Source organism: Pseudomonas sp. R1-1 (genome assembly GCF_051132135.1).
Taxonomy (GTDB): Bacteria; Pseudomonadota; Gammaproteobacteria; order Pseudomonadales; family Pseudomonadaceae; genus Aquipseudomonas.
The window spans coordinates 4,268,493-4,286,130 of record NZ_CP071663.1; the positions used below are offsets into that span (position 1 = coordinate 4,268,493).

17 protein-coding genes are annotated in these 17,638 nt (G+C 60.0%); 11 read left to right on the forward strand and 6 right to left on the reverse strand.

The genetic code is table 11. The features are described 5' to 3' along the window. Positions 1–4: 4 nt before the first annotated feature. The 4 genes from J3P75_RS19075 to aroC all read right to left on the reverse strand — a co-directional run bounded on the left by J3P75_RS19075 (position 5) and on the right by aroC (position 3,537). Positions 5–550 (reverse strand): 1,2-dihydroxy-3-keto-5-methylthiopentene dioxygenase, encoded by a 546-nt coding sequence (locus J3P75_RS19075; RefSeq protein ID WP_434707812.1) that lies wholly within the window; start codon positions 548–550, stop codon positions 5–7. Positions 551–642: 92 nt separating this feature from the next. Next, positions 643–1,269 carry a methylthioribulose 1-phosphate dehydratase gene (locus tag J3P75_RS19080; RefSeq protein ID WP_434707813.1) on the reverse strand — a complete coding sequence of 209 codons (627 nt, stop codon included), beginning with the start codon at positions 1,267–1,269 and terminating at the stop codon, positions 643–645. Beyond that, entirely contained in the window at positions 1,266–2,411 is a 1,146-nt protein-coding gene (locus tag J3P75_RS19085; RefSeq protein WP_434707814.1) for an MFS transporter, read from the reverse strand. Before J3P75_RS19085 ends, J3P75_RS19080 begins: the two co-directional genes overlap by 4 nt. Positions 2,412–2,445: 34 nt before the next feature. After that, the gene (gene aroC / locus J3P75_RS19090) at positions 2,446–3,537 is read right to left on the reverse strand and encodes a chorismate synthase (protein WP_434707815.1); all 1,092 of its coding nucleotides are present in this window, start codon (positions 3,535–3,537) and stop codon (positions 2,446–2,448) included. A gap of 130 nt (positions 3,538–3,667) precedes the next feature. On the opposite strand from aroC, the gene J3P75_RS19095 reads away from it, so the two are divergent. Both J3P75_RS19095 and J3P75_RS19100 read left to right on the forward strand, forming a co-directional pair. After that, positions 3,668–4,621: an alpha/beta hydrolase gene (locus J3P75_RS19095; RefSeq protein ID WP_434707816.1), complete on the forward strand. Its 954-nt coding sequence runs from the start codon at positions 3,668–3,670 to the stop codon at positions 4,619–4,621. Positions 4,622–4,720: 99 nt separating this feature from the next. After that, a complete protein-coding gene (locus J3P75_RS19100; RefSeq protein WP_434590632.1) occupies positions 4,721–5,512 on the forward strand; it encodes a hypothetical protein in 792 nt (263 codons plus the stop codon). Between the two features lie 232 nt (positions 5,513–5,744). On the opposite strand, the gene prmB is transcribed toward J3P75_RS19100, so the two are convergent. Then, complete coding sequence (gene prmB, locus J3P75_RS19105; RefSeq protein WP_434707817.1) at positions 5,745–6,653, reverse strand: 50S ribosomal protein L3 N(5)-glutamine methyltransferase; 909 nt, start codon at positions 6,651–6,653, stop codon at positions 5,745–5,747. A 238-nt stretch (positions 6,654–6,891) separates the two neighbouring features. Between prmB and J3P75_RS19110 the strand changes: the two genes are divergently transcribed. The 5 genes from J3P75_RS19110 (at position 6,892) to J3P75_RS19130 (ending at position 9,666) form a co-directional block, all read left to right on the forward strand. After that, on the forward strand, positions 6,892–7,482 hold the full coding sequence (locus J3P75_RS19110; RefSeq protein WP_090282502.1) for a cysteine hydrolase family protein: 591 nt from the start codon (positions 6,892–6,894) through the stop codon (positions 7,480–7,482). Positions 7,483–7,612: 130 nt separating this feature from the next. Beyond that, a complete protein-coding gene (locus J3P75_RS19115) occupies positions 7,613–7,933 on the forward strand; it encodes a hypothetical protein (RefSeq protein WP_007914024.1) in 321 nt (106 codons plus the stop codon). A 73-nt stretch (positions 7,934–8,006) separates the two neighbouring features. After that, positions 8,007–8,564, forward strand: coding sequence for a Smr/MutS family protein (locus tag J3P75_RS19120; RefSeq protein ID WP_434707818.1), 558 nt, complete (start codon positions 8,007–8,009; stop codon positions 8,562–8,564). Between the two features lie 79 nt (positions 8,565–8,643). Beyond that, positions 8,644–9,189, forward strand: a complete 546-nt coding sequence (folE, locus tag J3P75_RS19125) for a GTP cyclohydrolase I FolE (protein WP_003236739.1) — start codon at positions 8,644–8,646, stop codon at positions 9,187–9,189. 105 nt (positions 9,190–9,294) lie between these two features. After that, on the forward strand, positions 9,295–9,666 hold the full coding sequence (locus J3P75_RS19130; RefSeq protein ID WP_394507765.1) for a glutathione S-transferase N-terminal domain-containing protein: 372 nt from the start codon (positions 9,295–9,297) through the stop codon (positions 9,664–9,666). Positions 9,667–9,827: 161 nt separating this feature from the next. On the opposite strand, the gene J3P75_RS19135 is transcribed toward J3P75_RS19130, so the two are convergent. After that, entirely contained in the window at positions 9,828–10,994 is a 1,167-nt protein-coding gene (locus tag J3P75_RS19135; protein WP_434707819.1) for a PLP-dependent aminotransferase family protein, read from the reverse strand. Between the two features lie 82 nt (positions 10,995–11,076). Here J3P75_RS19135 and J3P75_RS19140 point away from each other — a divergent pair, with 82 nt between their 5' ends. From J3P75_RS19140 to J3P75_RS19155, 4 genes are all read left to right on the forward strand, one after another. Continuing rightward, positions 11,077–11,523 (forward strand): MarR family winged helix-turn-helix transcriptional regulator, encoded by a 447-nt coding sequence (locus J3P75_RS19140; protein WP_434707820.1) that lies wholly within the window; start codon positions 11,077–11,079, stop codon positions 11,521–11,523. Between the two features lie 250 nt (positions 11,524–11,773). Continuing rightward, positions 11,774–13,123, forward strand: coding sequence for an NCS2 family permease (locus tag J3P75_RS19145; protein ID WP_434707821.1), 1,350 nt, complete (start codon positions 11,774–11,776; stop codon positions 13,121–13,123). Positions 13,124–13,210: 87 nt separating this feature from the next. Then, positions 13,211–13,840: a LysE family translocator gene (locus tag J3P75_RS19150; RefSeq protein WP_434707822.1), complete on the forward strand. Its 630-nt coding sequence runs from the start codon at positions 13,211–13,213 to the stop codon at positions 13,838–13,840. A 128-nt stretch (positions 13,841–13,968) separates the two neighbouring features. Further along, positions 13,969–17,559 (forward strand): calcium-binding protein, encoded by a 3,591-nt coding sequence (locus J3P75_RS19155; protein ID WP_434707824.1) that lies wholly within the window; start codon positions 13,969–13,971, stop codon positions 17,557–17,559. The last annotated feature ends 79 nt before the right edge of the window (positions 17,560–17,638 follow it).

The following is a 17,638-nucleotide window of genomic DNA, read 5'->3' on the forward strand; positions in this document are numbered from 1 at the left end:
GGGCTCAGTCCTCCAGACGCGGGAAACGGCCGGCGATGTCTTCGCCAGTGAAATTGGCAACCCAGCCTTCCGGGTTGTTGAACAGACGGATCGCGACAAAGTGTGGATGTTCGCCCATGTCGAACCAGTGCCTGGTGCCCGCCGGAACCGAGATCAGATCGTTCTTCTCGCAAAGTACCGCATAGACGTAATCGTCGATGTGCAGGGTAAACAAGCCACGGCCAGCGACGAAAAATCTGACTTCGTCTTCGCCGTGCCGATGTTCTTCAAGGAACTTGGCGCGTAATTCGGCTTTTTGCGGGTGATCGCTGTTCAGGCTGATCACATCGACGGTGACGTAACCGCGCTCGGTCATCAACTTGTTGATCTGCTCTTTATAGGCGCTGATCACTTCTTCCTGAGTGGCGCCGGGCTGAATCTTCGCCGCGGCTTGCCAGCGGTCGAAGCGCACGCCCTGCTCGGCCAGCGTTGAGGCGATGTCTTCGAAATGGGTCAGCACCTTGTTGGGAATCTCAGGGCTGGAAACGTGGTAAACGGACAGGCTGCTCATGGGCAATTCCTCGGTATCGGCCTTGCCGTCCGGCTCTTGCAGACCGGTCGGGCAGTGCATTCATCAGGGCAAACGGGCTGCTGGTGGTGAAGTCAGCCCTGGCGGTTCATGACGCTGCGGGTCTTCAACTCGCATTCAAACAGAAATTCAAAGGCCTCGATCTGCCGCAGTGCGTCGCTCATCTGCGCGCCCCAGGTGTACAGGCCGTGGCCGCGAATCAGGTAGCCGACGCAATCGGGATGGGCGTCGAGCCAAGGCTGCACCTTGGCGGCGAGGCGCGCAATGTCCTGATCGTTGTCGAAAATCGGCACACGCACCCGCGATTCGTGGGTCGAGATGCCGCTGAAGGCTTTTTGCAGTTCGTAGTCTTCGAACTCAATGAAGTCGTCCGGCGTCAGGCGCGACAGCACCGTGGCGTTCACCGAATGGGTGTGCAGCACCGCGCCGATCTCCGCGCGCCAGCTGTAGAGCTGGGTGTGCAGCAGGGTTTCGGCGGAGGGCTTTTTGCCCGGCTCCAGACTGTTGCCGGAGAGATCGGTGGCAAGCACATCGCCCAGGCCCAACTGGCCCTTGTGCTTGCCCGACACGGTCAGCAGCGCTTCGCTCGGCGACAGGCGCGTCGAATAGTTGCTGCTGGTGGCCGGCGACCAGCCGCGGCCATAGAGAAAGCGCCCGGCGTCGACGATTTGCTGAGCGAGTTGTTCACGGGTAAGGCTCATGGCCTGTCCTCTTGCATACGTGTGGCAATGATAACGGCCGCGGCGAGCGCCGCGAGACTGGCAATACTGAAGGTCAATGTCGCGCCCAGGGCATTCCAGCTGTAGCCGGAATACAGCGCGCCAAGCGCACCGCCGGTGCCGGCCAGCGCCGCGTACAGCGCCTGGCCCTGGCCTTGTTGACGTGCGCCGAAGCTACGTTGCACGAACGCGATGGCAGCGGCGTGAAAGCTGCCGAAAGTCGCCGCATGCAGCACCTGGGCGAACAGCAGCACCCAGAGAAATTCGGCAAATGTGCCCAGCAACACCCAACGCAGCGCCGCCAGCAGAAAGCTAGCCATCAGCACCCGGCGCAGGGAAAACCGCGCGAGAATCCGGCTCATGGCCATGAACATCAAAACCTCGGCCACCACCCCCACCGCCCACAGCATGCCGATCACGCCGCGACTGTAACCGAGTCGCTCAAGGTGCAAGGTCAGAAAGGTGTAATACGGGCCGTGGCTCATCTGCATCAGCGCCACGCCGGCATAAAACGCCAACACTCCCGGATTGCGCAACTGCTTGAGAAAGCCCTCGCCGCTCGCCCGGTTGCCTTGCGGCGGCTGCGCGTTCGGCACCCACAGGCTGCTGAGGACGATGCCGGCCATGATCAATACCAGCGCCGCCGGGTAAATATCCAGGCTCAGCCATTCGAACAGCCGGCCCAGCGCGACCACGGTGATGATGAAACCGATCGAGCCCCACAGGCGGATCTGGCTGTAACGCGAAGTCTGGCCCTGCAAGTGCGCCAGGGTGATGACTTCGAACTGTGGCAGCACCGCGTGCCAGAAAAACGCATGCAGGGCCATGACCATCGCCAGCCACGCGTAGCTCTTGCCGATGAAAATCAGCGAAAAGGTCAGCAGCGTGCACACCGCGCCAAAGCGCACGATGGCCAGACGCCTGCCGGTGTAGTCGCCGAGCCAGCCCCAGATGTTCGGCGCCACGCAGCGCATCAACATCGGGATCGCCACCAGCTCACCGATACGCGCCGCGCTGAAGCCGAGATGATCGAAGTACAGCGCCAGAAACGGCGCTGTCGAACCGAGCAAGGCGAAATAGAACAGATAGAAACTGGACAGCCGCCAGTACGGAAGCGCCGCCACGCCGGTTATGCCGCGACGGCTTTGAGCGCAGCCATCAGAGCTGGCCCAGCACCGGCGTGCTCACACGTACATCGGCGTTCTGCCCACGGTGGCGCAGCAGGTGATCCATCAGCACGATGGCCATCATCGCCTCGGCAATCGGCGTGGCACGGATGCCGACACACGGGTCGTGGCGGCCCTTGGTGATCACGTCGACCGGGGTGCCGTGAATGTCGATCGAACGGCCCGGGGTGGTGATGCTCGATGTCGGCTTCAACGCCAGATGGGCGACGATCGGCTGGCCCGAAGAAATGCCACCGAGAATGCCGCCGGCGTTGTTGCTGAGGAAACCTTCCGGGGTCATTTCATCGCGGTGCTCGGTGCCGCGCTGGGCTACAGAGGCGAAACCGGCGCCGATTTCCACGCCCTTGACCGCGTTGATGCTCATCAGTGCGTGGGCCAGTTCAGCGTCGAGACGGTCGAAAATCGGCTCGCCCAGACCAGGCATGACGCCTTCGGCGACCACGGTGATCTTCGCCCCGACCGAATCCTGATCGCGACGCAACTGGTCCATGTAGGCTTCCAGCTCCGGCACTTTGTCCGGGTCGGGGCTGAAAAAGGCGTTTTCTTCCACCGAATCCCAAGTCTTGAACGGGATTTCGATCGGGCCGAGCTGGCTCATGTAGCCACGAATGACGATGCCTTGGCTGGCCAGGTATTTTTTCGCGATCGCGCCCGCCGCTACGCGCATCGCGGTTTCACGCGCCGAGCTGCGCCCGCCGCCGCGATAATCGCGTTCGCCGTATTTGTGGTGGTAGGTGTAGTCGGCGTGGGCCGGGCGGAACAGATCCTTGATCGCCGAGTAGTCCTTGGATTTCTGGTCGGTATTGCGGATCAACAGGCCGATCGCGCAACCGGTGGTGCGCCCTTCGAACACGCCGGAGAGGATTTCGACCTCATCGGCTTCCTGGCGCTGGGTGGTGTGGCGGCTGGTCCCCGGCTTGCGGCGGTCGAGGTCGCGCTGCAGATCGTCCAGGGAAATCTCCAGGCCCGGCGGGCAGCCGTCGACAATGGCGACCAACGCCGGACCATGGCTTTCGCCAGCGGTGGTGACAGTGAACAACTTGCCGTAGGTATTGCCGGACATGCAGGACGCTCCGTGAAATCAAACCCGAATTCTTGATGCGCGCCAGTATACGCAGGCTAACCGAGTAGTTCATCCTCGAACCTTGGCGGTGTTGGCGAGTCCAACCGGCACCTTGGCGAATGATGGCGTGATGATGCTGCGAGTTTTGATCTTGAGTCTTACCCTGTTCACGGGCTTTGCCCAAGCGACGGTCCTGCAACGCCCGATGACTTTGACTACCGGCAGCGGCGAACTTTTCGGTTCACTGTTGTTGCCAAAGTCTGACAGCCCGGTACCGGTTGTCCTGATCATTTCTGGCTCTGGTCCTACCGATCGTGACGGAAACAACCCCGACGGCGGGCGCAATGACAGTCTCAAGCGGTTGGCCTGGGTGCTGGCCAAACACAATATTGCCAGCGTGCGTTACGACAAACGCGGAGTGGCCGCGAGCCTCGCCGCGACCCCGGACGAGCGCAATCTGTCGGTGGAGGCTTACGCGTCGGACGCCGTGGCGTGGGGGCAGAAGCTCAAGGCCGATCCGCGTTTCGGCCCGCTGATCGTCCTTGGTCACAGCGAAGGTGCGCTGATTGCCAGCCTCGCCGCGCCGAAGCTCGATGCGGCGGCGGTGATTTCCCTATCCGGCAGCGCGCGACCGGTCGATCAGGTGATCCGCGAACAACTGGCGCGCAGCCTGCCACCGCCGCTGATGCTGCGCAGCAATGAGCTGCTCGACAGCCTCAAGGCCGGCCGCACCGATGACAATGTACCGCAGCCGTTACAGGTGATTTTCCGCCCGAGCGTGCAGCCGTACCTGATTTCGCTGTTCCGCCAGGACCCCGCCAAAGCCTTTGCGCAGTTGCAGATGCCGGCGCTGATCGTTCAGGGCAGCAATGACATCCAGGTCGGCACCGAAGACGCGAAGCTTCTCAAAGCCGCCAAACCGGATGCGCAACTGGTGGTCATTGAAGGCATGAACCATGTGCTGCGCATCGTCCACAACGACATGAAACGGCAGTTGGCCTCGTACAAAGACCCGAATTTGCCGCTGGCTGCCGAGCTTGGTTCGGCGATTCTCGGTTTTATTGACGGACTTCGCACCCGTTAACCGCTGTTAGCCCTCCAGTCCTTGAAAAAACGGCCGATAAGCCTTTGTCGCCAGCGCAACGGCTGGTGACAAGCAGGGCATGGACAGGATCGCGCCGTTATGACTGATACCCAGACTTCACCCGACACCACCGCTGAAAAAGACGCGCCGCCAGCGGTCGAGCTGCCGTGGGCGGATGTTCACGCCGAGCACCACAAGATGCTCCGCCTGGCGCCGCTGCAGACCGATCGCCACACTGGTGGCCGGCCGCTGCGCTTCGTCGAATTCGGCTACGCCGAGCGTCACAGCAAAGAACACAGCCTGATGCGCATGGCGATCAAACTGCCCGGCCAGCGCGTGCGCAAGGAACAGAACGTCCTCGACGTGTGGGCCGACCACGCCACCAAGCGTGTGCGTTTCGGCCCCGACAGCGGCTTGCAGATCGAACCGCTGAACCGCGGCATCGGCCGTTTCATCGCCGCGCAAGGCATCAACTGGGCAAAAAAACGCTGGCCCGGCTACACCGTCGACGGCATGGACCTGAACAACAAAGACGCGCTGAACGAAGACACGCGCCTGCGTCGCGATCACTTTCTGCGGGTCCATGGTTTTGATGTGGCCTACGCTGATGCTCAGCATCTCAAGGGCAGTATCAAGACGGTGCAGGTCGGTGATCTGCTCGGCGACTGGAACAGCGAAAAGCTGCAGATCGTCGAGATTCTTGAAGCGGCGCAGATGCTCCAGCAGGCTGAGCAGAATCTGGCCGAGCAGGAAGTGAAACTGAAAAAACAGGAAGAAAAGGTCAGCAAGTTCAAGCGCGAAGACGCCGGGCTGCGTTTCACCATTACCTGTCTGGTGGCGTTTGCGGTGTTTCAGGCGGGGTTGTTGATCTGGATTGCTACGCACCGGTAAAGATTCAAGACCGAGGCGGTCCCATCGCGGGCAAGCCACGCTCCCACAGCTTATGCGCCGTACCCGAATGTTGCGGTACACACAAAAACCTGTGGGAGCGGGCTTGCCCGCGATTGATCGTTCCCACGCTCTGCGTGGGAATGCAGCCCGGGACGCTCCGCGTCCCAAAAGCGGACGCAGAGCGTCCATTGAGGCGTTCCCACGCGGAGCGTGGGAACGATCAGTCACAACCTTAGATGCGGGACGCGAACAAGGCCTGATGCGCGCGGCACTGCTCCGCCGTCAGCATGAACACACCATGCCCGCCACGGGCGAATTCGAGCCAGGCAAAATCCACTTCCGGGTACAACGCCTCGACGTGCACCTGGCTGTTGCCCACTTCAACAATCAGCAAGCCCTTCTCGGTCAGGTGATCTGCCGCTTCGGCGAGCATGCGCCGCACCAGGTTCAAGCCATCATCGCCACAGGCCAGGCCCAGCTCAGGCTCATGCTGATATTCGTCCGGCATGTCGGCGAAATCTTCCGCGTCCACGTAAGGCGGGTTCGACACGATCAGGTCGAAACGCTGTCCTGGCAACCCATCGAAACCATCGCCCTGCACGGTATAGACACGTTCATCAACGCCATGGCGCTCGATATTCTGATTGGCCACTTCCAGCGCTTCGAACGACAGGTCCGCCAACACTACTTCGGCGTTCTGGAACTCGTAGGCGCAGGCGATACCGATGCAACCGGAGCCGGTGCACAGGTCGAGAATCCGCGCCGGTTCGTTGCCGAGCCACGGGGCAAAGCGGTTCTCGATCAACTCGCCAATCGGTGAACGCGGGATCAACACGCGTTCGTCGACGATAAACGACATGCCGCAGAACCACGCTTCGCCCAGCAGGTACGCGCTAGGAATGCGTTCTTCGATGCGACGCTTGAGCAGGCGCTGCAGGTTGACCAGTTCGTCGTCTTCCAGCGCGCAGTCGAGGTAACTGTCGGCGATTTCCCATGGCAAGTGCAGCGCACCCAGCACCAGTTGCCGGGCTTCGTCCCAGGCATTATCGGTGCCATGGCCGAAAAACAGATCCTCCCCATGGAAGCGGCTGACGGCCCAACGGATATGGTCGCGCAGGGTACGAAGTCGGGAAGTGATCACGGGGCAGAACTCCTGAAAAAACGACTGGCGATTCTAACAGCCAAAACGCGTGACGGCGACGCAGGAAAACCAGTGCGGCGACGGTAGAGTTTTCTGTTTTTTGCATCAGCTATTGAACAGAAGGTGTAACTTGACAAGGCTGCAGGCCAATAACGACGGCGCCTACGATGGTAGCGATTCACAGAAGCGCTCAGCCAGAGGACAATGTCGCAAAAGCCCCACCCCAAGGAGCCCCAGAATGTCCGTTCCAAAAACGATGTTTCAACTCAGCGGTCGCGGTTACGCAGCGGCCACACTGAGCCATGCCACCGTGGTCATCATCGATGCCCAGAAAGAATATCTCAGTGGCCCGCTGGCCCTGAGCGGCATGGACGCGGCCGTCGCGAACATCAAACAACTGGTTGCCGCAGCCCGTGCCGCCGGTCGGCCGATCGTGCACGTGCGTCACCTCGGCACCGTCGGCGGCCTGTTCGACCCACAGGGCGAGCGCGGCGAATTCATCCCGGGCCTGGAGCCGCAAGGCGATGAAACCATTATCGGCAAACTGCTGCCGAGCGCGTTTCACGGCACCGAATTGCTCGACCGCCTGCAGAACCTGGGTTCGCTGGACCTGATCGTCTGCGGTTTCATGAGCCATTCCAGCGTCAGCACCACGGTGCGTGCAGCGAAGAATCTGGGTTTTCGCTGCACCCTGGTCGAAGACGCCTGTGCCACCCGCGACTTGCCATTCAAGGGCGGCGTTCTCAAGGCCGAGCAAGTCCAGGAAGCGGAAATGGCGATCATGGCGGACAACTTCGCCACCCTCGCCCTGACGCAAGACCTGATCTGATCCGCGCGAATGAGCGGCTTGCGGCGCCGCTCATCCATTAAGCCCGCTGATTTGCCGCAAATGCCATAGCCTCAGGAACAACCCGGTCAACTCCCGGTCGAAGGGCCGATACCCATTGAGGAAGGTCGGAATGAAGTTATCCGATGGATTTGACGCACGCCGCTTGCGGCCCAAAGGCCAAAGCAACTGGCGTTTTCGATTTGGCGCGGCGATCGCTGCCATTCTGGCGACGTTCGGCGTGCTGCTGGCGATGGCCGGGGCGGCCAGCCTGCTCGGGCGCCCGCCGGCGCTGGGTGACTTGAACGCCACGCCGATGGGCTCGGCAATCATTCTGGCGGTCGGCTTGCTGTTTCTGTATTTCGGTGTCGCCCTGTGGCGCCGCTGCCGCCGTCGCGCACGGCAATCGCGGGAACTGAACATGTCTCCGCACCTGATGAAAAAACACGACTGACCGACGGCCTGGCTTTTTGCCGGGCCGTTTTGTTTCGACTTGGGTAAACTGGCCGCCCTTCGCGGAGGCTGACATGCAAGACGACGATTTTTCCCTGTTCAAAAGTGCCATCCAAGGCGTCAAGCCGATCAAGCACGACCGCGCCGACACCGGCAAACCCAAGGCTGACCGCGCGCAGATCGCCAAATTGCGTCAGTCCGCTACCGTGCGCAGCAACGCCACCATCATTGACGGCCTGTCCGACCAGTTCGTGATCGACGTCGGCCCGGAAGACGAGTTGATGTGGGCGCGCGACGGGGTGCAGGAAAGTCAGATGCGCAAGCTCAAGATCGGCCAGATCCCGTTCGAAGGCAGCCTCGACCTGCATGGCATGAGCGTCGAGAAGGCCCGGGAAACCCTCTGGGCCTTTCTGGCCGAAGCGACGAAATTTGAAATCCGCTGCGTGCGCGTCACCCACGGCAAGGCTGTGCGCCTCGATGGCAAGCGGCCGATGATCAAAAGCCACGTCAACACCTGGCTGCGCCAGCACGCCCAGGTACTCGGTTTCTGCTCCTGCCAGGCGAAACACGGCGGCGCCGGCGCGGTTTACGTGATGCTCAAACGCACCATGATGGAAGGCCGCGACGAATAATCGCGTCACACCGAACTTGCAGGGTTGTGTCCGCCGCCGTACCCTTGCCGCTTGCGAAAATCCCCCCACAGGTAGTTTCATGTCCCTGGAACAGAATTACACCGCGATTCTCGGCCAACTGGGCGAGGACGTCTCCCGCGAGGGCCTGCTCGACACGCCAAAGCGTGCCGCCAAAGCCATGCAGTACCTCTGCCGCGGTTATGAACAGACGCTCGAAGAGGTCACCAACGGTGCCCTGTTCAGCTCCGACAACAGCGAAATGGTGCTGGTCAAGGACATCGAGCTGTATTCGTTGTGCGAACACCACCTGCTGCCGTTCATCGGCAAGGCGCATGTGGCCTACATCCCGAGCGGCAAAGTGCTGGGCCTGTCCAAGGTTGCGCGGATCGTCGACATGTACGCTCGCCGCCTGCAGATTCAGGAAAACCTCAGCCGCCAGATCGCCGATGCCGTGTTGCAGGTGACCGGTGCGCTGGGTGTGGCCGTGGTGATCGAGGCCAAGCACATGTGCATGATGATGCGCGGTGTGGAGAAGCAGAACTCGTCGATGATCACCTCGGTGATGCTCGGTGAATTCCGCGAAAACGCCGCGACCCGCAGCGAATTCCTCAGCCTCATCAAGTAATTCGCCGTCGCAGAAAAAACCGGCTTTCATCGCCGGTTTTTTTTCGTCCGCGAAAAATCGGGTAAGCTGCGCGCCTTTCTCAATTCGCACCGTGAGGCTTTCAACGTGTTCGTCAAAGCGCTTCGTGTCGGCCTCGGCCAACTGGTTATCTTCGCCGACTTCATCACCCGCCCGGGCAAAAAACAGCGCCCCGCCGCAGCTCAGGCGCAAGTCGACGCCGCCGCCAAGGACCTGACCCTGTATCAGTTCCATGCCTGCCCGTTTTGTGTGAAGACCCGCCGCACCCTGCGTCGTCTGAATGTGCCGGTGGCGCTGAAAGATGCGAAGAACAACGAACAGGACCGCCAGACCCTGCTGGAACAGGGCGGCCGCATCAAGGTGCCTTGCCTGCGCATCGAAGAGAATGGCCAGACGACCTGGATGTATGAGTCCAAGGTGATTATTGATTATCTGGACAAGCGGTTTGCCGCGGTCTGATATTCCGGCGGTGTTTGTGCTGGCCTTATCGCTAGCAGGGCTAGCTCCCACAGGTTTTGTAAACACCACAAATCAATGTGGGAGCTAGCCTGCTAGCGATGGGGCCTGCTGCATCACTGCAAATCTGGACAAAACAAACCGGCCCTCGAGCCGGTTTTTTTTCACGCAACTTTATCGAGCTGTACCTTGCGCACCTCCGCCGCCAATCTCTTGAGCCCTTCATCCAGCCGCGCCGGGTCGATGTGGCTGAAGTTCAGGCGCAGATGCCCAAGGTTCTTATCCGGATCAGGGAAAAACGGCTCACCGGGCATGAACGCCACATCATTGGCCAAGGCATCGTTGAGCAACGTTCGCGTGTCCAGCGGCTGCTTGAGTGTCAGCCAGAAAAACAGCCCGCCCTGCGGCATCTCCCATTCGGCCAGATCGGCAAAATGCTTCTCCAGCGCCGCTTGAAACGCATCACGCCGCTGGCGGTAGAACCCGCGCAGCTCGCTTAAATGCTGCTGGTACTTATCGCTGCCAATCCACTGCAACGCCTGCCACTGGCCGATGCGGTTGGTGTGCAGATCGGCCGATTGCTTGAGTTTCAGCAGATGCGGAAACAGGTCTGGGCTGGCGATCAGATAGCCGACGCGCAATCCCGGCAGCAGGGTTTTCGACACAGTGCCGGTGTAGATCCAACTGGCGCTGAGCAAGCGGCCGGCGATCGGTCTGGCGCTGGCGCCGTCGAACGTCAGTTCGCGGTAGGGTTCGTCTTCGATCAGCGCCACGCCGAATTCATCGAGCAGCGCGGCGACGGCGGCGCGCTTGGCTTCGCTGTAGCGTACGGCGGACGGGTTCTGGAAGGTCGGGATCAGGTAGATGAATGCGGGACGATGCTGTTCCAGGCGCTGGCGCAATTGCGCCAGATTCGGGCCGTCGGCCTCTTGCGCGACGGTCAGGCAATCGGCGCCGAACAGCTGGAAAATCTGCAGCGCGGCGAGATAGGTCGGCGCTTCCAGCAAGATTTCCGTGCCCTTGTCGATGTACAGCTTCGCCGCCAGATCGAGGGTTTGCTGCGAACCGCTGACCACCAGCACCTGACTGGCCTGGCATTCAAGTCCGAGCGCCCTCGCCTGCGCCGCCAAGGCTTCACGCAAGGCCGGTTCGCCTTCGCTCATGCCGTACTGGCCGAGCGACAGCGGCATGTCGGCCCACTCGACTTTCGGCAGCATGGCCTCGGCGGGCAAGCCACCGGCAAACGACATCACCTCAGGACGCTGGGCGGCAGCAAGGATTTCGCGGATCAAAGAACTTTTAAGGCGCGTGACACGTTCGGAAAAAGCCATGGAAGTCACCGGTAGCGAGGTGTGAGGAAAATGAGTCAAACTGCTTGACTGAAATTACGCCAACGTGAGCGAGTACGTCAACATGCTTGACCTTAAAAACCCGACCAGCCAACAACACGCGATGGAAGCGTTTTTCTTCGGCTATCAGGCGTTCACTGCCAAGGCAGACGAAATGCTCGAGCGTCGCGGACTGTCGCGGGTACATCAGCGCATCGTGTTTTTCGTCGCGCGTTACCCGAATCTGAGCGTGAAGGAATTGCTCGCGCTGCTCGGCGTGAGCAAACAGGCACTGAACATGCCGTTGCGCCAGTTGCAGGAAATGCATCTGGTGGACAGCGTGGCGTCGCAGACCGACAAGCGTAAGCGCCTGCTGGAGTTGACCGCCGAAGGCGCAAAGTTCGAGCAGGCGCTGCGCCGCGAGCAGGTGAAATTACTCGAGCGGGTGTTTGCCGAGGCTGGCGAGGCGGCGGTGAATGGCTGGCTGGCGGTGAATGTGGCGCTGGGCAAAAGCCAGACAGTTGTTGATTGACTGTACCGGCCCCATCGCCAGCAGGCTGGCTCCCACATTGGCCTGTGCGGGCCATATATCGCTATCAATGGAAGAACTGAAGACAAAACCAAAAACAATATTTGCTTTATTTGTACACAAAAGCATAATCCACAGCGTGCGAGTTCCTGACCGCATGGTCAACAAATTCGCGTATGCCTCAAAGGGCCGCTGCCACCCCTCATGGGTCCGGCCCTGGAAATAACAATAAAACTCTTGAGGAGTACTCGCTGTGGAAAGCCGCAAATCCGAAGCATCGCCGCTGGATCTCTCGCCGCCCTTACGCACTGGCCTGCTGGAGCGTCTGTTTAAACTCAGCTTGCATGGCACCACGGTGAAGACCGAGCTGATTGCCGGTCTGACAACCTTCATCACCATGGCTTACATCATTTTCGTCAACCCGAACATCATGGCCGATGCCGGGATCGATCACGGTGCAGCCTTCGTCGCCACCTGTATCGCCGCCGCGCTGGGCTGCCTGTTGATGGGCCTCTATGCGAACTGGCCGGTGGGTCTGGCGCCCGGCATGGGCCTCAACGCATTCTTCACCTACACCGTCGTCGGGACCATGGGCTACAACTGGGAAACCGCACTGGGCGCGGTGTTCGTTTCCGGTGTGCTGTTCATGATCCTGACGTTCTCGCGCATCCGCGAATGGCTGCTCAACAGCATCCCGGTCAGCCTGCGCTTTGCGATGGGCGCCGGCGTCGGCCTGTTTCTCGGCCTGATCGGTCTGAAAACCGCTGGCATCGTCGTCGATAGTCCGGCGACCCTGATTAAACTTGGCTCGCTGCGCGACCCCGGCCCGCTGCTCGCTGCGATCTGCTTTCTGATGATTGCGATTCTCAGCTACCACAAAGTTTTCGGCGCCATTCTCATCAGCATCATCACCGTCACCCTCGCCGGTTGGGGCCTGGGCATCGTTCACTATCAAGGCATCATGTCCGCCCCGCCGAGCCTGGAGCCGACCTGGATGGCCATGAACGTCGCCGGCGTGTTCAACGTCAGCATGATCAGCGTGGTTCTCGCCTTCCTGTTCGTGCACATGTTCGACACTGCCGGCACGCTGATGGGCGTCGCCCAGCGCGCCAATCTGGTCAACGCTGACGGTCGTATCGAAAACCTTTCGCGCGCAATGAAAGCCGACAGCGCCTCCAGCGTATTCGGCGCAGTGGTCGGCGTTCCGCCGGTCACCAGCTACGTGGAAAGTGCTGCCGGCGTGGCCGCGGGTGGTCGGACTGGTCTTACCGCCGTCACCGTAGGTGTGCTATTTATAGCTGCAATGTTTTTCGCACCGCTGGCCGGCATGATTCCCGCGTATGCCACCGCCGGTGCACTGATCTACGTCGCGATGCTGATGATGGGCGGCATGGCCCATATCGAATGGGACGAAGCCACCGACGCGATTCCGGCCATCGTCACGGCGATCATGATGCCGCTGACCTTTTCGGTCGCCGACGGCATCGCACTGGGCTTCATCACCTACGTGGCGTTGAAGGCCGGTACCGGCAAGTACAAGGAAATCTCCGTCAGCCTGTGGGTGCTCTGCGCGATCTTCATCGCCAAGTTCATTTTCCTCTAAGCGCTGCGCGGTCCGGTTTCCAGACAGCCCCACCCTCGCCGGTGGGGCTTTTGCACATTCATGAACACAACAAAAAGGAGCAACAAGATGAGTCTGGAAACCTGGCTGCTGTTCAGCGGCGCGGCATTGGTGGTAATCCTCATTCCGGGGCCGCTGTCGTTGCTGATGATCAGTAACAGCCTGAACTACGGATTGCGCCGTTCATACCCGGCGTTTCTCGGCGGTGTGACGGCATCGATCTGTCTGCTCAGCGCATCGGCGTTGGGGCTGGGCGCATTGTTGCTCGCTTCCGAGCAATTGTTCAGCGCGCTGAAAATCGTCGGCGCGCTGTATCTGTTCTACCTCGCCTGGCAGAGCTGGCAACAGTCGCGCCAGCCGTCGGTCGGTGCCGACGTCCCGCAAGCCGCACCGGTGCCGCGTTTTCGCGCACTGTTCACCCGCGCCTTCGTGCTGGGCGCGAGCAACCCGAAAGACATCCTGTTCTTCGCCGCGTTCCTGCCGCAGTTTCTCAATGCCGAGCAACCGTTTCTGCCGCAACTGCTGGTGATGATCGCCACCTGGACCGTGCTGGACCTGCTGTGCAAACTGGCCTATGGCCTCGGTGCCCACGGCGCGGCGCGTTACCTGCGCAGCGGCAAGGGCCAGAGCTGGTTCAACCGCATCAGTGCGGGTCTGTTCGGCGGCGCTGGCGCCGCTTCGTTGCTCAGCAGCCAATGAGATCGTTGACCGCGCCCCCCGCCAGTCTGACTTGAACTGTTCCAGGTCAGGCTGGCGCTCTCCTCGCCTGTCGGCAATTCCCAACGCCCTGCTCTCTTGCAGGCCGCGCAATACACCGCAACAACCCGTTGATATACATCCCTGGAACGCTCCTCGTACTATCTCGGCGTGTTTTTACGACAACCCGCCAGAACAAGGACGTTCACATGGCCACCCTGATAAGCGAAGCCTCGATACAAACTGACCCGGTCGTCATCACGGATATGCAGATCGAGACCAATGAACATAACGTCTCGACCGTCGATTTCATCGACAGTAGCGACAACGCAGCGGCCACTTCGAATAAAAGCAAACTTCATCAGTTGAAATTCAACGACTCGGTGTTCGGCCCTTTCCATATTGGTGAAGTCTCGATTACCCGAGCCTCTCTCGATGCCTTGGGAGCGACAATCGACGGCCAACCTATAACCAGCAAAAACACCTTCTTCCGCACGCCTCAGCGCTCATTCATCAATTCGATACAGTTCAGCGCCAGCGCTATCGAACGGCACATGAAGTCATCGAGCGGCAGCAACGCCTACCTGCTGCCGACCTTGCTTTTCGACATGGCCAGCCGCCGCCCGCTGACCGCCCCGCCGCTGATCAGCGATAACCCGCAAGACGACGTCGATTCATCGGGTTACCGCAGCAAGATCAAGAAACTCCTCGGCTCGGCACAGAAACTCGATCTGCAGCACAGTCAGTTACCGCAAAACACTCGGCGCTGGGTTGCCACGGCCAAGACGCACCTGACCGTCGGCTCGAGCGTAGGGCTTCAGGCGTTCGGCATATTCATGGGTTTGCGTGGCGTGGTTCAGGCCGTCAAGGCCGGTGATAACGCTGAAGTCGTGATCAACAGCGTAGGGATTGCCTCGGAACTCGGCTCTATCGCCATCGACATCGGGGTCAGCAAAATCGCCGCCGAGATGCTGACGGCCGGACAAAGCGCTTTCAAGGATTTCGCCAAAACCAGGTTTGCGGTGCGGCTCGGTCGATCCGGTGGACTGATTGGCGGAGCGCTGACACTACCATTCGATGTGTACACCGCCGTCCGCTCGCTGAATGCCGCGAGCCATGCAACCGGCAAAGAGGCCATCGACCATTACGTCAGCGCCGGCTTGAGCATTACCAGCGCCGCCATGACCATCATTCTCGGTAGCGCTGCACTGGCGGGATTGTCGTTCGTGGGGCCGGCAGGCCTGCTGGCCGGCGCGATGCTGGCCATCGGATCGCAGATCTATGGCGCGGTACGCATTGTCGACGACATCGATGATTACATCGAACTCACCGTCGGCGAACGCTGGCGCTCGGGCTTTTTCTCGTTCTGCATGATGGACGTCGAGCAAGGCGTCAAGGATCGCTACAGCCGGGCCAGAACCCTGATTCAGCACACCGAACAACTCAAGCGCAATGCCCGCCGATTGCTGGATGTCGATCTGAAGGATTCCACCGAAGCGGTGGTCAATGGCGCGTTCGAAGTCGATCTGGTCAGCAGACAAGTGTGGAAACGCAATTGGTGGACGAAGATCGATGCCTGGGAAACCGAAAACGTCCCGGTGATCCGTGGTGGCGATGACACCATCGATGCCCGCGAAGGCGTCACCAAAGACACCCCCGGCGCGGTGCTGGGAATCGCCGGCGACGACAAGAGTATTTTATGGCTGCTCGGCGATGGTCGCGATTCGATCAAGGGTGTGGAAAAGAAATCGAACATTTTCCAGTACGGATCAGGGGCTAAAGATCTGACCGGTGGCGAAAAGGACGACCGTTTCGTATTCCAGTCGGCCGCCGATTCCATCTCGAAAAAAACCGAGGGATCGACGTATTCGAAGTTGAGGGGCGGCGCAGGTAACGACACCCTGGTTCTGGATGGCTTCAAGTTCACGAAACAGGGCCATGACGTCGACCTGCAGGCCGGTACGCTGCAAGTGAGGAAGCCCAATTCCAATACCGACGACGGGGCCGACTTTACATTCCAAAGTCTGCTGGAAAGCATCGAGAATGTGGAAACGGTGAACAGTGCGGCAAGCGTGGTCACCGGCACCGAGCAACGTAACATCATCAAATCCCGCGGCCGCGACACGATAAAAGCGGGAGCCGGCAACGACCAGATACGGTTGCTGCACAAAGGCGCGATCGCCTCGGGTGAAGAAGGTATCGATGAGTATTTCATCGCTCATCAGGAGGGTCGGTTCTGCATCATCGAAGACGGCAAGCAGGAAAGCAGCATTGAATTTGCCTGGCGCGTCAGCTTGATCGAAAGCTGGGTCATTGAAAAGAACTCGCTGGTCATTACGTCCGGATTCGAGTTTTTCGACAGGCCCAAATGCGTGGTCTTCATTCATGAGGTCTATGAAACGATCAACAAACAGCGCCGTTTGAGAAACAACAAACTGACCTTCCTGACCAAGGACGGCTATGTGTTGCGACCGGACCTGCCGGAAACCATCGAAAACGGCGAGACGGTCGATATCGAAGTGGTCATCCTGAAACACGGCAAGCCTCCAAAACCCGTCATCCATTACAACCCTGAATGCTGGATCCTGCATCAGCATGAAGCGCGTTATTTTCTGCCGCGCACCGGGCAAAGCACTACGTTCTATTCAGCCGAACGACCCGACGTCATTACCTGTATCCACCTGGATTACGCCAGCACCGAATTGAGCAAAGTCGAAGCTCACTTCCGCGCCACGGAATCGGCGAAAAGCAGCGACCTGCTGGCCGGCTGCGACCTGACCTACCACTTCGGCGATAAAACCCTGACGTTGAAACATTTTGCCTGGGCGCGAGGCGGCTCAGCCCCCCGCAACATGGTGAAGATCCTGCGCACCATGGCTGCCCGCCCCAGTCACCAGTACCTGCTGATATTCAACGACGGCGTTGCACTGAATGCGCAGCTTACGGCAGAAACCGACGCCGCCCCGGCCGACGACAACTACCAGATCAATGCCTTCAGGTGCTGGACGACGGCGCTGAAGTTGCCCCTTGAGTTTCGTGCGCGGCAGTTCACTTATGAGTTACCAACGAACGAAGCGTGGAAGCTCAGTGCAAAAAACGTATGCGCCGTCATTGCGCCCGGCGCCAATCAGACAGCACTGGAAACACTGGAGGGTGAAGGTGGCACCTACCTGATTCATCTTGTCGCCGACCGGACCATCAGGCTGACAACCCCGGGCGCACTGGCCAACGCGGTGGTCAGGCTGCCTTACTCATCCACCTGGGAGCTCGACGCGACAGCGCTGGGGAAGGTTGAGGTCAAACTGCAAAACAACCAATTGCAGATCGGTACCTGCACGGTGCACTTGCCAGTTTATGAAAGTGAAGACCTGATCGACCAGATCCGCGTCATCACGGAAAAAGGCATCGTCCATGTGGTGGATCTTTCTTTCGACCGGGTTTACCGGGATGGCCTCGATGCGCGGTTCTTTGAAGAACCCGACCCGGCGAAAGCCCTCCCCGATGCCTTCGCGTCGATGGCGAATCAACAAGTCAAAGTGCGCAACATCCTCTTTGCCGACAACTGGCCCGGTGCGTTCAGCTACAGCTTTGCCGCCCACGGCTGGATCCTGCGCAGCGACAAATCCCGCGTCGAATATTCGAAGTTGAAAGTCATCAATCGGTGCAGCCATCAGGATGCGCACATTTTCAATCCGCCTGCGCTCGATGTCCCACCGGCATGACGCGGGCGACCGCTACTCAGCACTGACAACGTCCGCGCAACAGCAACGACCCAACCTCCAGATCCTGTTCCGGACCAGA